The sequence below is a fragment of the Bradyrhizobium ivorense genome, from assembly GCF_900696085.1.
Classification (GTDB): domain Bacteria; phylum Pseudomonadota; class Alphaproteobacteria; order Rhizobiales; family Xanthobacteraceae; genus Bradyrhizobium; species Bradyrhizobium ivorense.
Map to the genome: position 1 here is coordinate 18,286 of NZ_CAADFC020000016.1, position 17,755 is coordinate 36,040.

Below are 17,755 nucleotides of genomic sequence, written 5' to 3' on the forward strand. Positions count from 1 at the left end.
ATGATCGCGTTGCTCATGATTGCAGTTGCTGCCGGCGCCGCGTCGGCGCTGATGTTCGCCTCGATCATCTCGGGCGCGCTGGTCTCGCTGCTGTTGTTCTATCTCGCACCGCTGCCGCTGATGGTCACTGCGCTTGGCTGGGGACCGCTCGCCGCCGCCGTCGGCGGCATCGCCGCGTCCGCGACCCTTGGCGCGATCTTCGGAATTCCCTATTCGATCGCCTTCGCCGTGATGGTCGCCCTGCCCGGCTGGTGGCTCGGCCATCTCGCGCTGCTCGGACGGCCGGTCGACCCCATGCCTGCCGGCAACACCGCAGCGCAGGTGCCGCCGGCGATCGAATGGTATCCGGTCGGTCGCATCCTGGTCTGGATCGCGGTCTTCGCCTTCATCACCACCACCGGCGCGCTGCTGACGCTCGGCGCCGATGCCGAGACGATTACCGCCGCGCTGCGCCGCGGACTGATCAAGGTCCTCAGTGCCAGCTCACAGCCGATCGGCGATGTCGAGCGGTTCGCCGACATGCTGGTGATCGTCGCACCGATCGCGGCGACCATCATCGCGATGGTCACGCTGACGCTGAACCTGTGGCTCGCCGCCAAGGTCACGCTGACGTCGGGCCGGCTCAACCGGCCGTGGCCGGAGCTGCGCGCGACCGTGCTGCCGCCGATGACGCTGGTCGCGCTGCTGGTGGCGATCGCGCTCAGCTTCGTGGGCGGCATCGTCGCCATCCTGGCGCAGATCGTCACCACCGCGCTGATGATCGCCTACGCGCTGATCGGCTTCGCCGTCCTGCACACGCTAACGCTGTCGATGGCGAGCCGGGGCTTCTTGCTGGCCGGCGCCTACACCGTCGTCGCCGCGTTCGGCTGGCCGATCATCGCGATGGTCGCGCTCGGGATTGCCGACGCCCTGTTCGGACTGCGGCAGCGCTTCCTGCAAACCAGGCCGCCGCCGCTGCCGGCGTCCTGACATCAGATCAACCAGTGAAACTTGATACTTAGCATCTAAAGGAGAACGAAAATGGAAGTCATTCTGCTGGAGCGTGTCGCCAAGCTTGGCCAGATGGGCGAAGTGGTGCGCGTCCGTGACGGGTTCGCCCGCAATTTCCTCTTGAAGCGCGGCAAGGCGCTGCGCGCCACCGAAGCCAACCGCGCCAAGTATGACGGCATGAAAGCCGAGCTCGAGGCCAACAACATCAAGGCCAAGGGTGAGGCCGCCAAGGTCGCCGAGAAGATCGACGGCCGCGACATCGTCATCATCCGCCAGGCCTCCGAATCCGGCCAGCTGTTCGGCTCGGTGTCGGTGCGCGACATTGTCGCTGCGCTGGCCGCCGACGGCGTTACCGTCTCGCGCCCGCAGGTCTGGCTCGACACCCCGATCAAGGCGATCGGCCAGCAGAAGGTCACGATCGCCGTGCACCCCGAGGTCGAGGCCAACGTCACCGTGACGGTGGCGCGCTCCGCCGACGAGGCCGAGCGGATCAAGCGCGGCGAGGACATCTCGACCCGCCAGGAAGACCAGGACGCCGCCGCCGAGGCGCTGGCCGCCGCCGGCGAGTTCTTCGATCCGGAAGCCCAGCACGGCGACGAGGCCGAGCCGGCCCCGGCCGCCGAAGAGAAGTAAGCGCCTCTTCATCGCTCCAACTCAAGCCCGGCCGATCAGGCCGGGCGTTTGATTCGTGCCGCCTGCGTGTCGTCGAGCATCGCGATCGACGCCAGCGCGGTCGCCGTGTGCTTCTCCTTGCCATCGATCACGCAGAACACGTCGGCCGCGACCACCGCGACCTGACGTCCCGGCTTGATCACGCGCGCCCGGCAGATCAGGCGATCGCCCGATGCCGGCGACAGCAGGTTCAACTTGTATTCCGCGGTCAGCGCCGGCTGGCCGCGCGAGGTCGCCGCCGCAATCGTGGTGGCGTTGTCGACCAGGAACGCGGTCACCCCGCCGTGAAACAGGCCGTGCTGCTGCAACAGCTCGGGCCGCCGGTCGACCGCGAGCGTGCAGGCGCCGCGCGACAGCTCGGCCAATTCCGCGCCGACATGGCCCATGAACCCCTGGCGGCCGACATTGTCGCGGATCCGTGTCGCGATCGGCGCAAAGTCCGGATCGGTCTCGCTCATGAGGTCCCTCCTGCCTGGTCCTGCGCACCGGGTGCAACCACCGCGCGGATCGCGCAGGCGATCAGCGTCTCCATTTGCTCGCGCGGATCGCTGCGGTCGCGGCCCGACAGATAGGCGCGGCAGAAGATCTGCGCCGGCCCGATGATCTGGCTGAAGAACAAGACCGCGCTCATCGGCAGCAATTCGCCGCGGGCGAGCAGCGGCGCACGCCAGCGCTCGATGCCCTCGGCGAGCCGCGAGTTCTGGGCACGCTGCTCGCCGCGCACCTCCTCGCCCCACTCGCTACGCGAAATCTCGAACAGGAAGCGCGCCTCGCGCCTGAAGGTCACGACCCAATCGAGATGGGCGCGGATCAGCCGCGCCACGCCCTCGCGCGCGCCGCAGCCCTCGTCGACGGAGGTGATGATCGCGGCGTGGTAGCTCTGCAGGATTTCCAGGAACAGGGTGCCGGCAAGCTCCTTCTTCGAGGCGAAAAAGTGGAAGAAGCTGCCGTTGGAGGCGCGGGCGCGGGAGCGGATCTCAGCCACCGTCGCGCCCTCAAAGCCGTCGCGGTCGAACACCGCGAGCCCCGCTGCCAGCAGATCGTCCCGCGCTGTGGTCACTGGCCTCCTCCTGACTAGATGTCTACTCTAGAGTTTTGCTCTAGTATTGGTCAAGCGTCGGTGCCGGCTGAGATCGCTGGCCATTAGCGAGTTACCTCGAGGTCGGGGGCTGCGGCGGTCCGACCGGCCCGGTGACCGCCGGGGGCGGCGGAGGCGGCGGCGCGGTGGCGGTGACCGGCGGCGGCGACGGGGCCGCAGCCGGCTCAGGCGCCTGCGCGGCCGAAGGCGCCTGGGTGACCGGGGGAACCGGATCGGAGCGCAGCGGGGCCGACTCGCTGCCGACGCTCTCCTTGGGCGCATCGACCTTGGCGCTGTCGGACTGGTCGACGGGCTTCGCCGGCTTCTCGGCCTCGCGCTTGTCCTCGCCCTTGGCGGACGTGTTGGCGGTCTGGCTCTTCGAATCGTCCTTGTTCGATTCGCTCTTATTGGATTCGTTCTTATTGGAGTCGTTCTTGGGCGCCTCGCTCTTGGCGCCCTCGTTCTTGGCGCCCTCGTCGGCCTTCGGCTCCTCGCTGGGCTTGCCGCGACGCCCGAGCTTCTGGCGCGACGGCCTGCCCTCGCCCGCGGCCGGCGTCTCGGGGCTGGCACCCTCAGGGGACGCCTCGCTCGGGCGCGCCATGCGCTTGCCGCGGCGACCGGGATGCTCGCCCTGCTGCGGCGTCAATCCATCGGCATCGGGTCTTGCAGCTTCTTGCGGCGCAGCGCCCTGATGCTGCCGGCGGCTCGGACGCTCCACCGGCTGCTCCGGCGACTGGTTGGCCTCCTGGCGGCCATCCCGCGCCCCCTTGGCTCCCTTGGCAGAGTCCCTGGTGTGATCCTTGGCCTGGTAGCGCGGGTCATTGGCGCCGTTCGAGATCAGGAAGGACGCCAGCACGCCGGCCATGTCGCTCGACGTCGTGTAGTGCTGGCGCAGGAAACTCGGCAGCGAGCCGGCCGGCACCGACTTCAGGAGGCCGCGCGGGCTCTTGTGGCACACCGCGCAGGTGCCGGCGAAGATCTGGGACGGGCTTTTGCCGGCTTCGAGGTTTTGTGCATGCGCCGATCCGCCCATCAGGCCAATCAGAAGCGTCACCGTCGCCAGACTGAGGGCTCGGCTCAACATTCCCTTACGTCTCCAGATATCGGAAAAGTCGCCGCCCGCGCATAAGTCCGGCGGCGGCGGTGACCTTTTAGCTGATTGTGGCGCGAATGGAAGCGCATCCGTGACGCTTGCACTGAATTGTCACATTTCGGAATATCGGCTTTGACCCCAGCGCAATAGTGCATTCCAATTCCCTGCTTATGTTGCGTTTTGGGGACACATTGAAGCTCTCCAGCTTCGGTGGTGTCGGGTTGCAGCTTGCCGCTCCGTTGGTGTTTCGATGGACCGATTGTTGCGATACTTCCTTGGGCGCTTTATCCGTCGCGGTTCGATCACGTTCACGACCGCGAGCGGTGCGACATTTGCCTGCGGTGACGGCACCGGCATACCGGTTGCCGCGCGTTTCGCCACCAGGGCAGCCGAGGCCCGCATTCTGCTCGATCCCGAGCTCTACCTCGGCGAAGCCTTCATGGACGGAACGTTCGTGGTGGAACAGGGCAGCATCGCCGATGTGCTCGCGGTGCTGATGGGTCAGGGCCCGTTCTTGCCGGACTTCGCCAAATTGCAGGGATGGCTGCGCTTTCTTGGACGGCGCGCCCAGCAGCTCAACGTGCGCGGCCGTTCCAGGAGCAACGTCGCCCGCCACTACGATCTCGACGGTCGCCTCTACTCGCTGTTCCTCGACGCCGACAAGCAATACAGCTGCGCCTATTTCGAGACGCCGGATACCAGCCTGGACGATGCCCAGCTCGCCAAGAAGCGCCATCTCGCCGCAAAACTGCTGATCAAGCCCGGCCACCGCGTCCTCGACATCGGTTCCGGCTGGGGCGGACTTGGGCTCTACCTCGCCGAGATGACCGGCGCCGACGTCACCGGTGTGACCCTGTCGACCGAGCAGTTGCAGATTTCCAACGCCCGCGCCGCCGAGCGGAACCTGACGCGGTCGGCGCGCTTCCTGTTGCAGGATTACCGCGACATCCCCGGCCCGTTCGACCGCATCGTCTCGGTCGGGATGTTCGAGCATGTCGGGGTGGCGTTCTACGAAACCTTCTTCAAGCGCTGCGCCGAGCTGCTCAGCGACGATGGCGTCATGATGCTGCATTCGATCGGCCGCTCGACCGGCCCGGACGTCACCAGCCCCTGGATCAGGAAGTACATCTTTCCCGGCGGCTACATCCCGGCGCTGTCCGAGGTCATGCCGGCGATCGAGAAGGCCGGCCTCTTGATCTGCGACATGGAGATTCTGCGGCTGCACTACGCCGAGACGCTGAAGGCCTGGCGCGACCGCTTCATGGCGCGGCGCGAGGAGGCCGTCCGGCTCTACGACGAGGCCTTCGCCCGGATGTGGGAGTTCTATCTGGCGGCGTCGGAGATGTCGTTCCGGATGCAGAACATGATGAACTTCCAGCTGCAGCTCACCAAGCGCCAGGGTGTCGTGCCGATCACCCGCGACTATATCGGCGGTGAGGAAGCCCGGCTGCGGCGCAAGGAAGCCAACGCCGCCAAGCCCCGGCTCCAGCTCGCCGGCGAGTAATCCCGATCGATATCTGAACCTGGCTAGTTGCGCAGGTTGTAGGCCGACCCGCAATGGGCGAAGCTGGCTGCAGGACGCGCCAGATGGGCCGACGTAGCGGCGACCAGCCAGGGATCGCAGGGAATCTCGCGGACCTCGGGAGAGGCCGCCTGCTCCATGGCATCGATCAGGTCCACGAGCCAGCGCCGGTCGAGGCCACTGGCCCGGCCGAGCTGATATCGCGATGTCTGAAACTCTCCTGCCATCTGCGCCGTATCTTCCCTGAGCGGAGACAACCCGGAAACCGTCCGGTCGTTCCCGTGACCATGCCGCAAAGAAAATGCGGCGCGTGTGACCTGCTTCACAGAGGTCCGTTCCAGTCTGTCGTAGTGGTCCGGAATGACCCGAGAAACGCACCCGACGATGTTGGACCCACAACGCGATATCGCGACCGACTACGCCCTGATTGCAACCGGTGTGGTGGCTGCCCTCATCGCCCTTGCCTTCCTCATTCTGGTCTGAGGAACCGACGCCAACAACCGCCGCACCATTGGATGGGTCCACCGGCCCTGCAAAAGGTTCAGGCTGCGTCGAAGTTTTGCCAACGCCATCGCTGACCGGCCGACACCGCGCCGGATTTCGGACACAACCCGTCAAGCGGAATGCATCCGGCCGTCCCGGATTCACACACCGCGTTGTGTGAATCGTGCATAAGGCAGATCCGTCCTTTCGATTCGTGACGAGCTGGCGCTTGATCGCCGCCCCGCACCCGAAAATCGCAGTAACGACGAAATCAGAAGAATAAGCTCGTCCATGGCCTTGATTGATTCGAACGTCCACAAGCTCGCCCCCGACACCGGAAGCCCGGCCTATCGGAGCGCACCGCACAACATCGAAGCGGAGCAGAGCCTCCTGGGCGCGATCCTGGTCAATAATGACGCGTTCTACCGGGTCTCCGACTTCCTCGAGCCAAAGCACTTCTTCGAGACCATCCACCAAACGATCTACGAGACCGCGGCCTCGCTGATCCGGATGGGCAAGGTCGCCACCCCCGTGACATTGAAGACCTTCCTGCCGGCCGATACCGATCTCGGCGGCATGACGGTTGGCCAATACCTCGCGCGGCTCGCCGCCGAAGCGACCACCATCATCAACGCGCAGGATTACGGGCGCACCGTCTACGACCTCAGCCTGCGCCGCGACCTGATCCGGATCGGCGAAGACATCGTCAACGTCGCCTTCGACGCGCCGGTGGATTTTGCGCCGCGCGCGCAGATCGAGGATGCCGAGCGGCAGCTCTATTCGCTGGCCGAGACCGGCCGCTACGACGGCGGCTTCCAGCGCTTCGCGCAGGCGCTGACGATTGCGGTCGACATGGCGGCGAAGGCGTTCCAGCGCGACGGCAAGCTGTCGGGTATCTCGACCGGCCTGCGCGACCTCGACACCAAGATGGGCGGCCTGCAGCCGTCCGACCTCATCATCCTCGCCGGCCGTCCCGGCATGGGCAAGACCTCGCTCGCCACCAACATCGCCTACAACATCGCCAAGGCCTATGTGCCCGAGGTGCAGGCAGACGGCACCACCAAGGCGGTCAACGGCGGCGCGGTCGGCTTCTTCTCCTGCGAAATGAGCGGCGAACAGCTCGCCACCCGTATTCTCGCCGAACGCACCGGCATCCCCTCGAGCTCGATCCGCCGCGGCGGTATCTCGGAACTGGATTTCGAGAAAATCCGCGACTGCTCGATCGAGCTGCAATCGCTGCCGTTCTATGTCGACGAAACCGGTGGTCTCTCGATCTCGCAGCTCACCGCGCGCGCCCGCCGGCTGAAGCGCCAGAAGGGCCTCGATCTGATCGTGATCGACTACATCCAGCTCTTGCAGGGCTCCGGCAAGCGCGGCACCGACAACCGCGTCCAGGAAATCACCGAGATCACCACCAACCTGAAGGCGCTGGCCAAGGAGCTGAACGTTCCGATCATCGCCTTGTCGCAGCTGTCGCGTCAGGTCGAAAACCGCGACGACAAGCGGCCGCAGCTCTCGGACCTGCGCGAATCCGGTTCGATCGAGCAGGACGCCGACGTCGTGCTGTTCGTGTATCGCGAGGAATACTACCTCCAGAACAAGGAGCCGCGGCCTGGCACCCCCGAGCACGCGACCTGGCAGGCCGAAATGGAGCGGGCGCTCGGCAAGGCCGAAGTCATCATCGGCAAGCAGCGCCACGGCCCGACCGGCACCGTCGACCTGCACTTCGAAGCGAGCGTCACCCGGTTCGGCGATCTCGCGCCCGATGGTCAGGTTCCCGATCGCGGTTACTAATGAGGGGGCACGGTTGAACGGCGCAAGCGCGCCGCGTACAACTGCAGCATGGCTAACAACACCGACGTGAAATCGCAGCTGACGCCCGAGGCCAATCTGCTGGCGGCGCATCCGGGCGCCACCGGCATCTTGACCGTCGACCTCGACGCCATCATCGCCAACTGGCGCAAGCTGGAGAAGACCGCGGTACCGGCCGAATGCGCCGCCGTGGTCAAGGCCAACGCCTATGGCTGCGGCGCCGCCGAGGTTTCGCGGGCGCTCGCCAGAGCCGGCTGCAAGACCTTCTTCGTTGCCACCGTCGAGGAGGCCGCCGTGGTGCGCGCGGCGGTGCCGGAGGCGACGCTCTATTCGCTCGGCGGCTTCTTTCAGCAGACCGGTGAGTCCTACGCCAAGATCGACTGCAAGCCGGTGATCGGCGACCTCAACGAGCTCGCCGAATGGGACGTGTTCTGCCGCCGCTCCGGCTGGTCCGGCGGCGCCGCGATCCATATTGATACCGGCATGAACCGGCTTGGCCTGACCGTCAGCGAGGCGCAGGGCATCATCCCGCGCATCAATGCCGGCGACCACGGCATCACGCTGGTGATGAGCCACCTCGCCTCCGCCGAGCTGCTCAACAATCCCGCCAATGCAAGACAGCTGGCGGCCTTCCGCGAGATCGCGAGCCTGTTCACCGGCGTGCCGGCGTCGCTGGCCAATTCCTCCGGCGTCTTCCTCGGCGCCCAGTTCCAGTTCGAGATCGTGCGGCCGGGCGCTGCGCTCTACGGCGTCAATCCGACGCCGGAAGCCAGCAACCCGATGCAGCAGGTGGTCGACCTCAAGGCGCGCATCGTGCAGATCCGCAACATCGACCGTGGCGAGACGGTCGGCTATGGCGGCACCTGGACCGCGCGGCGGCCGACCCGGCTTGCGATCGTCGCCGCCGGATATGCCGACGGCTATTTCCGCGCCGCCAGCGCCAATGACGGTACCCGCGGCGCCGAGGTCGTGGTCGCCGGCAAGCGCTGCCCGATCGCAGGCCGCATCTCGATGGACCTGACCGCGGTCGACGTCACCGATCTCGACAAGAGCGCGGTGCGGCGCGGCCAGATGGTGACGCTGATCGGCGAAGGCATCACCGTCGACGAGGTCGCGCATCATTTCGGCACCATCGGCTACGAGGTGCTGACCAGCCTCGGCCGTCGCTTCGTGCGGATCTACAAGGGCGGCGAAGCCGTCGCCGCGAAGGACGAGCCGGCGAAGCCCGCCGAGCCGGTCGCGCCTCCGGCGGCGGCAGCCGCCGCGCCTGCGGTCCCTCCGGCCTTGCCTGAAGCACCCGCCATGCCGGCAACCCCGGCCGCGCCGCCGCCACTGCCGTCCAGCGCAGCAAGCTGAGCCAATGCACCTTCGCGATCGTGTGTTGGCATGAAGATCGCGACCTTCAACATCAACAACGTCAACCGCCGGCTGCCCAACCTGCTGCGTTGGCTGAAGGCGGCGAAGCCCGACGTCGTCAGCCTGCAGGAATTGAAGGCTTCCGACGCCGAGTTTCCCGCGGCCGCCTTCGAGCGGGCCGGCTACGGCGCGGTGTGGCAGGGCCAGAAAACCTGGAACGGGGTCGCCATCCTCGCTCGCAAGGCCGAGCCGGTCCTGATCCGCACCGCCCTGCCCGGCGACCGCGACGACCATGAGGCGCGCTACATCGAGGCCGCGGTGCGCGGCATCGTCGTCACCAGCCTTTATTTGCCGAACGGCAATCCGCAGCCCGGACCGAAATTCGACTACAAGCTCGCCTGGTTCAAGCGGCTGCGCGCGCATGCTGCGACACTGCTGAAGCAAGACGTCCCGGTCGTGCTCGCCGGCGACTACAATGTCGCCCCGACGCCGTTCGACATCTACCCGACGCGCTCCTGGGACAAGGACGCGCTGATCCAGCCGAAGAGCCGCGCCGCGTTCAAGGCGCTGGTCGATCAGGGCTGGTGCGATGCGATCCGCACGCTGCATCCGGATGATCCGATGTTCACCTTCTGGGACTACAAGCGCAACCGCTGGCCGCGCGACGCCGGTTTGCGGCTCGATCATCTGCTGCTCAGCCCCGCCGTGGCGGCGCGGCTCGCCAAAGCCGGCGTTGACCGCGCGATGCGCGGCGAAGACGGTGCAAGCGATCACGCGCCGGCCTGGGTGGTGCTGAAGTGATGCTGCACCCGTTGCGCCGGCCTCGAGGGATCGACGGCCCACCAGCTGGGCCGATTCATCCTTCGAGACGCGCGCAAGAGCGCGCTCCTCAGGATGACGGGGTTGGTGTTCGTCTGATTCAACTGTCAAACAGCTAGCTCGGTGTCATCACCCGCGAAAGCGGGTGATCCAGTATTCCAGAGTCGCCAGTGCTTGAATCGAGAGGTCCCGGCGTACTGGATCGCCCGGTCGAGCCGGGCGATGACGGTTGTGGGTGGGGACGCAGCTTCGCATTCTCGCGACATGATTTGTCCGAGCTTTGCTCTTTCGTTCCGCCCTCTCCTTGATCAGAGGGCGCAGGGAAAGCCGGGTGCCGATTGCACCCATGGGCCCGGTGCAACAAAAAAGCACCGGGGGTAGGACCACAGGTGTAACCGGAAACAACCCGGCTTTCCCTGCGCGATGGGTTACGGCTTATACGTGCTTACCCCGGCGAGACTGGGCTTTTTTGTCACCGCTTTCGCAAAAGCGCTTGCGCGTTTTGCGAGAGGACACCTGCCACTAGGGCGTCAGGCCTGCACGACTTCACCGTCCGCCTCGCATGCTGTCGTCACTGACATGCGAAACGTCCACCGCATCTCACCACGACGCTATGACGATGCGCAGCGCCCCTCGATCGGGTGAGACGGACGAACCATACATCTGACTTGCCCTTCCGAAAAAGCGAAATATTTTTGCCGTGGGGACTTGACCTACAGGTGGGGGCAAATCAACGCGCAGCGTGGGATGGGTAGCGCCAACGGAGCCGCGCTGCGCGGGACCGATGATAAACTCGGCGAAATCCATCGGCGGATCTGCGGCCCGAAATGATGGGTTTCGCTGCGTTCTGCCCACCCTACGGAATTGCGGCAGGTTGACGCGTCCGCCACGAGGTCCACACTCCTCGATCCCAAGGAATCAAGCCGGGAGCAGCTCGCGTTGGGCTATGTCTTCGTCCTGATTGTCGGCCTGTTCGCCGGCACCATCGCCGGCGTCGTCGGCACCGGCTCGTCGATCATGCTGATGCCGGTGCTGGTCTATCAGTTCGGACCGAAGCAGGCGGTGCCGATCATGGCGGTCGCCGCGGTGATGGCCAATCTCTCGCGCATCCTCGCCTGGTGGCGCGATGTCGACTGGCGCGCCTGCGCGGCCTACTCGGTCACCGGCATCCCTGCGGCTGCGCTCGGCGCGCGCACGCTGCTTGCGCTGCCCTCCCACGCCGTCGACGTCGCGATCGGCGTGTTCCTGATCGCGATGGTGCCGGTGCGGCACTGGCTGGCGCGGCACCAGCTCAAGGCCAATCTGTTGCACATGATGATCGGCGGCGCCGTGATCGGCTATCTCACCGGGATCGTGGCCTCGACCGGTCCGCTCAGCGTACCGCTGTTCCTGTTCTACGGCCTGACCAAGGGCGCCTTCCTCGCCACCGAAGCGGCGAGCTCGCTCGGGCTCTATCTGAGCAAGTCGGTGACCTTCGAGCGTTTCGGCGCGCTGACCGCGGACGTCGCCTTCAAAGGCCTGATCGCCGGCGCCTCGCTGATGGCGGGGGCCTTCATCGCAAAACGCTTCGTGCTGCATCTGAAGCCCGAAGCATTCCGCCTGATCATGGACGGCATCATGCTGGCGGCGGGCGTCGCGCTATTGTGGTCGGCAATGGCGTCGTAGGCACACAGGCATGTCGTAATTCTACGGGGGTTTTGCGCATCGAATGCTGTGTACCCCGAAAGAGCCGTGCTGAGCGCTCATCTCCCGTTGTTCCCCGGATTGCCTGCATCCGGCCGCTGCGCTTATGACAGCTTCATTACATGCACTCGATCGTTTGCGGACAAGAACTTTGCTCTAGCAGGCATCACAGGGTTGATCGACGACCCGGATGCGAATCCCGAGAGAAAGGCGACACAAGGTGCGCGATCGAGCGCGCATCTCAACGTCTGATGTCGGCCTGCCGGATTCGGGATCGCACGTCGAAGTATTGGGACCAGCGGGTTGTCGGAACCCGCGACAGGCGGGAAAGGCAGGCGCGCGATGCGCAAGATGATGATGACGATTGCGGCGATCGCGACATTCGCTGTTGCTGGTGCGGCCTCTTGGCCGACAGCAAAGCCCGATGTCGCGCAGTTCGGCGACAGCGTCTACGAGACGATCTGGGTCTGGCGCATTCCGGCCTACGCCGACAATCCGTCCTGGCGCGTTCGCTGGAGCTGGACCGATCCGCTGCGCGCGCAGGCAAGATGCTGCCGGGCTCTGCCGACGAATTTGGCGCCGCGCGAGGATTCGCCGCTGCTGCTGTCCGTGCGAGACATCCGCGTTTAGACGCTTCGGCCGCGACGCCAACCACACAGCATGTCCGACGGCGGCTCGAAAGCGCCGAACGCCCGAACAACGAGTTCCCGCGCACCGAAGCGCATTTGATTCAAATTCGCGCTGTAGTTGAACTTACTTTTTATCCTTAACCAGAAACCCGATCTTTAATTTACATCTGCAAGATGCGGTTTACCTTGTCTCCGCGAACGCAAGCGGATTCAGGGACAACAACAAGATGCGCCAGTTAAGCCTCACGCTGTCATTGGCCTTCTTTCTCACCGCACCAGCCTTGAGCGTCGCCGCAGACGATACGAAACCGGGCCAACCGGGTTCGGCCGTCGCCGCCAATCGCGTTGCGTGTTCCCTGCAACCGAAAGCTGAGGAACCGTCCGATCCATCGTCGACCTCGGCGATCCCGCGCGCTGAAAAGTTCATCGCGCGGGAACATTTCAAGGAAGACATCGCCTCGAGCGCTTCGGTGAAGATCTCCTGGCTGGGTGCGACCTTCGCGCAACGCTTCACAAACAAGGTTGAGGACGATATCGGCGGCGCATCGTTGCAGACCTACGTGCTGGGCGCGGCCTCGAGCGACAAGGAGATCCTGGCCAGACTGGGTGCGAGCCACGAGAGCAGATTGGCGGACGTCTGGTGCGCGTTGAAGCGGCAGCCCAACGGCAATAGCGGCCCGCTGGAGATCAACGCCAAGCCGAACGTGTTTTACGTCCGCGATCTCACGGGCGAGCTGGGGGCCGTCGATGTACTCTGGGGCGGCGTCGGATGGGAGATCGGCGCAAGCCCGGTCAGCGACAAGCCGCGATGGCCGGCCGGAACACGGGTGTTCTCCCGCTGATTGCCGTCCTTCGAGGGCTCGAAACATGAAGCTGCGTCGCCGACGAAGTCATTTGACCTGCGTCTCCGCCGCGATCAATGGCTTGCCGTCCGCGCTGCGGATCGTCAGCTGCACCGGCTCGCCACGGACCGCGGAGGCAAGCGGCGCAACGATGCGGTTTCCGTTGTTCGGGTCCGACATCACGGTCTCATTGAACAACACCGCATCGCCCCGTTTCAGCGTCACCAGAAGCGGTGCCTCCGCTACGATGCTGAAGAACTGCAGCCTGACGGCGGACCGATCGGCCGTAAGATTGATCAGGATGTTCTCGTTCGCCTGCGTCACGTCGCTCATGCCGACGGTCGGGCTGTAGGTCTCCGCGACGGAAACCTCGCCCGAAGCCGGCAAGCGCGCGGGATGGAAGAACTGGTCGGTGACGCCGGCCCACAACTCGACATAGGGCTGCGCTTCGGTCGGGGCCCTGCGCGGATCGCCTGCGTCGGTGAACGAGGGAAATCCCCATGTCCACATCTTCAAGCCGCGCGTGACCTGATTGTCGGCGATGCGGAAAATCCCTTCCTCGTTGTCGTGGTTGATCACGCCCCAGAAGTTGCCTCCCTGCATGTCGGGCGCGGCATAGGCGATGCCCATCGACGGCCAGTTCTTGAACCAGCGCAGCTGTTCGAAGCGGTAGCTGCCCGCCCCCGCGCGCGCATCGCCCGCGGCAATGTTCGCCGACCATGCCGGCGTGACATAGGCCGCGACCGGCGCGATGATCTCGGCGCCGGCCGTGGTCCGCGGATGGTCCGGATCGGATCCCGGCGCCAGCGTGGTGCAGGTCCAGTACTCATATTCGATCGATCTGGAGTGCGTGTTCCGCAGCACGAGGCGCGCATCGAGCGCGGCGCGATCGGCCTTCAGCGTGACGTAATACGTCGCCGCGATGCCGCTCTCGCCGGTGAATTTCTTCGGAGCCGCGGCATAGGCGAAATCGTCCCGGATCGACATCGCCACCGTCACTTCGGAAGATGTCTGCGTCACGACCCGAAAATCCCACGGTTTCAGCCAGGTGCGGCCGTGCTCGGGATCCGGAAAGGTCGGGAAGATGCCGCCATACACCATCATCCAGTCGTAATAGAAATTTCCGGCCTTCATGCCGTAGGGCACGCCAACCTCGGTGCGGTAGAGCTGCTCGTGACCGGTCGGCTTGTAGATGATGGACAGGATGCGTCCGCCGAATTCGGGCACCAGGGTGACCTTCAGATAGCGGTTCTCGAGCACCTGGGCGCGGAACGTGCGGTCGACGATGACGCTCTTGTCGAGCGAGCCATCGACAAAGCCGTCGTCGGCCGTGGTGGCGTATTTGACCGTGCTCCAGGAGATGGTCCGTTCGCTCAGCGACACCGGCTCCGGCGCATCGGCACGCGCGAGCGCCGAACTTGTGCAGATCGCCAAGGCCAGAGCGATTGCGAGGCGAAGGCGGGTCTTTGCGAAACCATCAGGTGCCATGAACGACGCTCTTCGCACGGGAGCGGCGATCCTAGTCGACCCCGAGCGCTACAGAAAGTCCCGGTCCCCGCGCGCGGCCGCGGCAGCGCGCTTCCAAGTTGAATTCGGCGTCTCGTGCCGCTATGTCATCGCGCGGAGGTTGTTATGCATCCCGCGCGACAAATACCATTCGAGGATCTATTTGACGGTCTGGAGCAGGCCTGTGTGGCCGGCATGGTCGGGCAGCGCGACTGTCCGGCGGGACGCCGGCTGTACATCTACACCAACCGCTGCGTTTACGAGAACGGATGGGACCAGTTCTCGCTGCTGGCGCGCGGCCTGATCCTGCATCCGGCGTCAAGGCGGGTGATCGCGACGCCGTTCCCAAAATTCTTCAACGCCGGCGAGCGCGGCCTGCCGATCCCGGCCCTGCCGTTCGAGGTGTTCGAGAAGGTCGACGGCTCGCTCGGCATCATCCACCATTTCGACGGCGCCTGGCGCGCCACGACCAAGGGCGCGTTCAATTCGCATCAGGCGCGCTGGATCGAAGACCGCCTCGCCGAGCGCGACCTGTCGGCGCTGGTGCCGGGCACCACCTATCTGGTGGAGGCGGTCTATCCGGAAAACCGCATCGTGGTGCGCTACGAGGCGGCCGAGTTGGTGCTGCTCGCCGCCTATCGTGAGGATGGCTCGGAGATGACCGTCGACGAGCTCGGCGAAGTTGCGGCCGCAGTCGGCTGGCGGCTCGCGCGCCGCCACGCCTTTACCTCCTTCGTCGACCTCGCCGCCTACGCCAAGGGGCTGCCGAAATCGGAGGAGGGCTTTGTCATTCGCTTCTGCGACGGCCTCCGGCTGAAGGTCAAGGGCGACGAGTATTCGCGCATTCATGCGCTGATCTCGCGCTGCACGCCGCTGGCGCTGTGGGAGATGATCTCGGCGGGCGACGATCTCGACGCCGTCAGGCGCGACATCCCCGAGGAGTTCTGGGGCGATTTCGACGCCATCCGCTCCGCACTGACCGGACGCATCGACGGCATCGTCGCCAAGGTGGCGGCGACCGCCGAGCGGTTCGCGTCCGCGACCGACAAGGACATCGGGTTGCAGCTGAGGTCGCTGGACCCGGACGTGCAGCCGCTGATCTTCAGCTGGCGCAAGGCCGGCAACAAGCTCGACGCGCGCGCGACGGCGAACCTGCACCGGATGATCCGGCCGACCAACAACGAGCTGCCGGGCTACGTGCCGTCCTATGCGATGCGACGGGTCGAAGAGGAAATGTCCTGAGTCGCGAAGGGACCAACTCGCCGGCTGTGCGAGACGCAAAGCCCCCGCATGGAGCTAGACGCGCGGCTGAAAATGTTCTACATTTGTTCTCATGAAGCCGCAGCGCGTTCGAGACCCCATTCACGGCCTCATCGTCTTTGATGACGATGGTTTGGTGGATGAGAGCGTCTGGGATTTGCTGGGCACATCGGAGGTGCAGCGGCTTCGCCGCATCAAGCAACTCGGCGTGTCTGACTACGTCTTCCCGTCTGCGAGTCATACGCGTTTGTCGCATTCGATCGGCGTGTATCACAACGCGCGCCGGCTGGTTGGGATTCTAAAGCGGGAGATCGAACTCAAGCGTGTCGAAGGCGACTTCAACGAAGCGCGCGCCAAGGTCGCGCTGTTCGCCGCCCTGCTGCATGACATCGGTCACGGCCCGTTCAGCCACGCCTTTGAAGAGGCGCGCAAGGCGTTGGCTGCGGAGCAATCAACTCCGGGCGCACCCAAGCTGAAGGTTCGAAACCACGAGGCCTTCACCGCGGACATGATCCGCAATTCCGATGGTGACATCTCGAAGATACTCGCCTCGTCAGGCGTGCGGGCGGACGACGTGGCCGATCTGGTCGCCGCCGAAACGCCGACGGACATGTATCATGCGGTCGTCTCGAGTTCGTTCGACGCCGATCGCCTGGATTACCTAGTCCGCGACCGGTACATGACGGGCACGGGCGCAGGAGCGATCGATCTGGACTGGCTGATGGATAATGTGCGCGTCGAGGAAATCGACTTTGCGCCAGCCGATTCAGATGGTGCCGATCCGATCTACGAGCACAGCTTTTGCCTCGAACACAAGGCGCGCGACGCGGCCGAGGATTTCCTGCTGGCGCGATACCGGCTCTACACGAATGTCTATCTGCACAAGACCACGCGCGGCATCGAACAGATGATGTCCGCATTCTTTCGATTTGTGGCGCGTGAGGCAAATGCCGGCGGCCGCATTACCGGACTGCCCGACGATCATCCGCTGGTTCGTTTCTTCTCTCCCGGCGGCGACCACATCGCAAATTACACCGCACTGGACGACACGGTCGCATGGGGCGCCATCCATGCTGTCGCGTTGAGTGGTCACGGTGCGGCCAAACAGATCGCGGGCCGGCTGCTCAGTCGACAGCGTCCGATTTGCCTCGACGTCCAACACGCTTTTCCGGAGGATGTGGAGAGACAACGACGCCTGAAGCACGCGCTGGACGCCAAATTCAAGGTCCAACTCGGCGAAGACGTCTTCCGCGACCAGGCAAAGCTCTCGATCTACGGCGAGATCGGCGCGGATGACGGGCGAGCACAGAAGCGGTTGATGATCCGACTGTCGGACAGGAATCTCAAGGAGATCACGGATTTCAAGGACGCGACGGTGGCCGGTTCCGATCGCCAGCGAGCGTTTGAAAGATACTACTTTCTTAATGATGCGGATTTCAGAATCGCGCAATCTGTCATCGATTCGGTCAGAGGGAGGCGCACATGACGATTGACGTACCGAGCCTCGTGATGGCTGCAGGTGGAGAAATTGTCGGGAAAATTCGGCTGCAGAAGGTCGTCTACCTGCTCGACCAGATGGGTCTGAATAGCGGCTTTTCGTACGAGTATTTTCACTATGGCCCCTACTCGGAAGATCTGGCGGAGAAGGTCGAGGACGACGTCGTGTTCGGCTATCTGCATGCAAGCCAGCGGCGCCGCCTGAGCGACGGCGTTCCCTATGTCGCTTACTCGGCAAAGACGTCGGGCGGTGATGACGGACCTGGGGCTTATTTGCCGATCGGCCGCATCCGAACCGCACTGGCTGAGATGCAGCGACAGTCGGCGACGGTGCTCGAGCTCGCTGCCACAATTCATTGGCTGGCTGTGATCGAGGGCATTGCCGACTGGAAGACCGAGCTGGTTCGACGTAAAGGCGCCAAGACAGGCAACGATCGAGATCGAAAGGCTTTTGAACTGTTGCGTACGCTTGGACTGCCGCCAGCAGTGACCAGCGTACAGAGTTGATTTGTC

The 17,755-nt window shown here is 64.8% G+C and carries 18 protein-coding genes; 13 read left to right on the forward strand and 5 right to left on the reverse strand.

Annotated elements, in window-relative coordinates:
* Together CI41S_RS19885 and rplI are read left to right on the forward strand one after the other, a co-directional pair.
* A complete protein-coding gene (locus CI41S_RS19885) occupies window positions 1-969 on the forward strand; it encodes a hypothetical protein (protein WP_139861227.1) in 969 nt (322 codons plus the stop codon).
* 51 nt (window positions 970-1,020) lie between these two features.
* Entirely contained in the window at window positions 1,021-1,623 is a 603-nt protein-coding gene (gene rplI, locus CI41S_RS19890; protein WP_139482983.1) for a 50S ribosomal protein L9, read from the forward strand.
* 35 nt (window positions 1,624-1,658) lie between these two features.
* Here the strand turns inward: rplI and CI41S_RS19895 are convergent, their stop codons facing one another.
* The 3 genes from CI41S_RS19895 to CI41S_RS19905 form a co-directional block, all read right to left on the reverse strand.
* Window positions 1,659-2,120: a PaaI family thioesterase gene (locus CI41S_RS19895; protein ID WP_139861228.1), complete on the reverse strand. Its 462-nt coding sequence runs from the start codon at window positions 2,118-2,120 to the stop codon at window positions 1,659-1,661.
* A complete protein-coding gene (locus CI41S_RS19900) occupies window positions 2,117-2,722 on the reverse strand; it encodes a TetR/AcrR family transcriptional regulator (RefSeq protein ID WP_139861229.1) in 606 nt (201 codons plus the stop codon). Before CI41S_RS19900 ends, CI41S_RS19895 begins: the two co-directional genes overlap by 4 nt.
* Window positions 2,723-2,813: 91 nt before the next feature.
* Entirely contained in the window at window positions 2,814-3,824 is a 1,011-nt protein-coding gene (locus tag CI41S_RS19905) for a prolipoprotein diacylglyceryl transferase (protein ID WP_139861230.1), read from the reverse strand.
* A gap of 259 nt (window positions 3,825-4,083) precedes the next feature.
* Between CI41S_RS19905 and CI41S_RS19910 the strand changes: the two genes are divergently transcribed.
* Entirely contained in the window at window positions 4,084-5,337 is a 1,254-nt protein-coding gene (locus tag CI41S_RS19910; protein ID WP_139482987.1) for a cyclopropane fatty acid synthase, read from the forward strand.
* A gap of 23 nt (window positions 5,338-5,360) precedes the next feature.
* Here CI41S_RS19910 and CI41S_RS19915 read toward each other — a convergent pair whose 3' ends face one another.
* Window positions 5,361-5,681: a hypothetical protein gene (locus CI41S_RS19915; RefSeq protein ID WP_244626607.1), complete on the reverse strand. Its 321-nt coding sequence runs from the start codon at window positions 5,679-5,681 to the stop codon at window positions 5,361-5,363.
* Window positions 5,682-5,715: 34 nt separating this feature from the next.
* On the opposite strand from CI41S_RS19915, the gene CI41S_RS45015 reads away from it, so the two are divergent.
* The 7 genes from CI41S_RS45015 (at window position 5,716) to CI41S_RS19945 (ending at window position 12,979) form a co-directional block, all read left to right on the forward strand.
* Window positions 5,716-5,838 carry a hypothetical protein gene (locus CI41S_RS45015; RefSeq protein WP_256436635.1) on the forward strand — a complete coding sequence of 41 codons (123 nt, stop codon included), beginning with the start codon at window positions 5,716-5,718 and terminating at the stop codon, window positions 5,836-5,838.
* Between the two features lie 291 nt (window positions 5,839-6,129).
* Complete coding sequence (locus tag CI41S_RS19920) at window positions 6,130-7,632, forward strand: replicative DNA helicase (protein ID WP_139861231.1); 1,503 nt, start codon at window positions 6,130-6,132, stop codon at window positions 7,630-7,632.
* A 48-nt stretch (window positions 7,633-7,680) separates the two neighbouring features.
* A complete protein-coding gene (gene alr / locus CI41S_RS19925; RefSeq protein WP_139861232.1) occupies window positions 7,681-9,006 on the forward strand; it encodes an alanine racemase in 1,326 nt (441 codons plus the stop codon).
* A 30-nt stretch (window positions 9,007-9,036) separates the two neighbouring features.
* Window positions 9,037-9,807 (forward strand): exodeoxyribonuclease III, encoded by a 771-nt coding sequence (locus CI41S_RS19930; RefSeq protein WP_139861233.1) that lies wholly within the window; start codon window positions 9,037-9,039, stop codon window positions 9,805-9,807.
* A 957-nt stretch (window positions 9,808-10,764) separates the two neighbouring features.
* On the forward strand, window positions 10,765-11,490 hold the full coding sequence (locus CI41S_RS19935) for a sulfite exporter TauE/SafE family protein (RefSeq protein ID WP_139482991.1): 726 nt from the start codon (window positions 10,765-10,767) through the stop codon (window positions 11,488-11,490).
* A 360-nt stretch (window positions 11,491-11,850) separates the two neighbouring features.
* Window positions 11,851-12,138, forward strand: a complete 288-nt coding sequence (locus CI41S_RS19940) for a hypothetical protein (RefSeq protein WP_139482992.1) — start codon at window positions 11,851-11,853, stop codon at window positions 12,136-12,138.
* 226 nt (window positions 12,139-12,364) lie between these two features.
* Complete coding sequence (locus CI41S_RS19945; RefSeq protein WP_139482993.1) at window positions 12,365-12,979, forward strand: hypothetical protein; 615 nt, start codon at window positions 12,365-12,367, stop codon at window positions 12,977-12,979.
* Window positions 12,980-13,027: 48 nt separating this feature from the next.
* Here the strand turns inward: CI41S_RS19945 and CI41S_RS19950 are convergent, their stop codons facing one another.
* Complete coding sequence (locus CI41S_RS19950) at window positions 13,028-14,467, reverse strand: DUF5107 domain-containing protein (RefSeq protein ID WP_139861234.1); 1,440 nt, start codon at window positions 14,465-14,467, stop codon at window positions 13,028-13,030.
* A 144-nt stretch (window positions 14,468-14,611) separates the two neighbouring features.
* Here CI41S_RS19950 and CI41S_RS19955 point away from each other — a divergent pair, with 144 nt between their 5' ends.
* From CI41S_RS19955 to CI41S_RS19965, 3 genes are all read left to right on the forward strand, one after another.
* Window positions 14,612-15,727 (forward strand): RNA ligase, encoded by a 1,116-nt coding sequence (locus tag CI41S_RS19955; RefSeq protein ID WP_139482995.1) that lies wholly within the window; start codon window positions 14,612-14,614, stop codon window positions 15,725-15,727.
* A 91-nt stretch (window positions 15,728-15,818) separates the two neighbouring features.
* Entirely contained in the window at window positions 15,819-17,231 is a 1,413-nt protein-coding gene (locus CI41S_RS19960; protein ID WP_139482996.1) for an HD domain-containing protein, read from the forward strand.
* Window positions 17,228-17,749 (forward strand): hypothetical protein, encoded by a 522-nt coding sequence (locus CI41S_RS19965; RefSeq protein ID WP_139482997.1) that lies wholly within the window; start codon window positions 17,228-17,230, stop codon window positions 17,747-17,749. Before CI41S_RS19960 ends, CI41S_RS19965 begins: the two co-directional genes overlap by 4 nt.
* Window positions 17,750-17,755 lie beyond the last annotated feature (6 nt).

Excerpts from the sequence above, each read along its gene's own strand:
- CI41S_RS19885 (WP_139861227.1), top strand. The coding sequence starts at position 1 with ATGATCGCGTTGCTCATGATTGCAGTTGCTGCCGGCGCCGCGTCGGCG.
- rplI (WP_139482983.1), top strand. The coding sequence starts at position 1,021 with ATGGAAGTCATTCTGCTGGAGCGTGTCGCCAAGCTTGGCCAGATGGGC.
- CI41S_RS19895 (WP_139861228.1), bottom strand. The coding sequence starts at position 2,120 with ATGAGCGAGACCGATCCGGACTTTGCGCCGATCGCGACACGGATCCGC.
- CI41S_RS19905 (WP_139861230.1), bottom strand. The coding sequence starts at position 3,824 with ATGTTGAGCCGAGCCCTCAGTCTGGCGACGGTGACGCTTCTGATTGGC.
- CI41S_RS19910 (WP_139482987.1), top strand. The coding sequence starts at position 4,084 with ATGGACCGATTGTTGCGATACTTCCTTGGGCGCTTTATCCGTCGCGGT.
- CI41S_RS45015 (WP_256436635.1), top strand. The coding sequence starts at position 5,716 with ATGACCCGAGAAACGCACCCGACGATGTTGGACCCACAACGCGATATC.
- CI41S_RS19920 (WP_139861231.1), top strand. The coding sequence starts at position 6,130 with ATGGCCTTGATTGATTCGAACGTCCACAAGCTCGCCCCCGACACCGGA.
- alr (WP_139861232.1), top strand. The coding sequence starts at position 7,681 with ATGGCTAACAACACCGACGTGAAATCGCAGCTGACGCCCGAGGCCAAT.
- CI41S_RS19930 (WP_139861233.1), top strand. The coding sequence starts at position 9,037 with ATGAAGATCGCGACCTTCAACATCAACAACGTCAACCGCCGGCTGCCC.
- CI41S_RS19940 (WP_139482992.1), top strand. The coding sequence starts at position 11,851 with ATGCGCAAGATGATGATGACGATTGCGGCGATCGCGACATTCGCTGTT.
- CI41S_RS19945 (WP_139482993.1), top strand. The coding sequence starts at position 12,365 with ATGCGCCAGTTAAGCCTCACGCTGTCATTGGCCTTCTTTCTCACCGCA.
- CI41S_RS19950 (WP_139861234.1), bottom strand. The coding sequence starts at position 14,467 with ATGGCACCTGATGGTTTCGCAAAGACCCGCCTTCGCCTCGCAATCGCT.
- CI41S_RS19955 (WP_139482995.1), top strand. The coding sequence starts at position 14,612 with ATGCATCCCGCGCGACAAATACCATTCGAGGATCTATTTGACGGTCTG.
- CI41S_RS19960 (WP_139482996.1), top strand. The coding sequence starts at position 15,819 with ATGAAGCCGCAGCGCGTTCGAGACCCCATTCACGGCCTCATCGTCTTT.
- CI41S_RS19965 (WP_139482997.1), top strand. The coding sequence starts at position 17,228 with ATGACGATTGACGTACCGAGCCTCGTGATGGCTGCAGGTGGAGAAATT.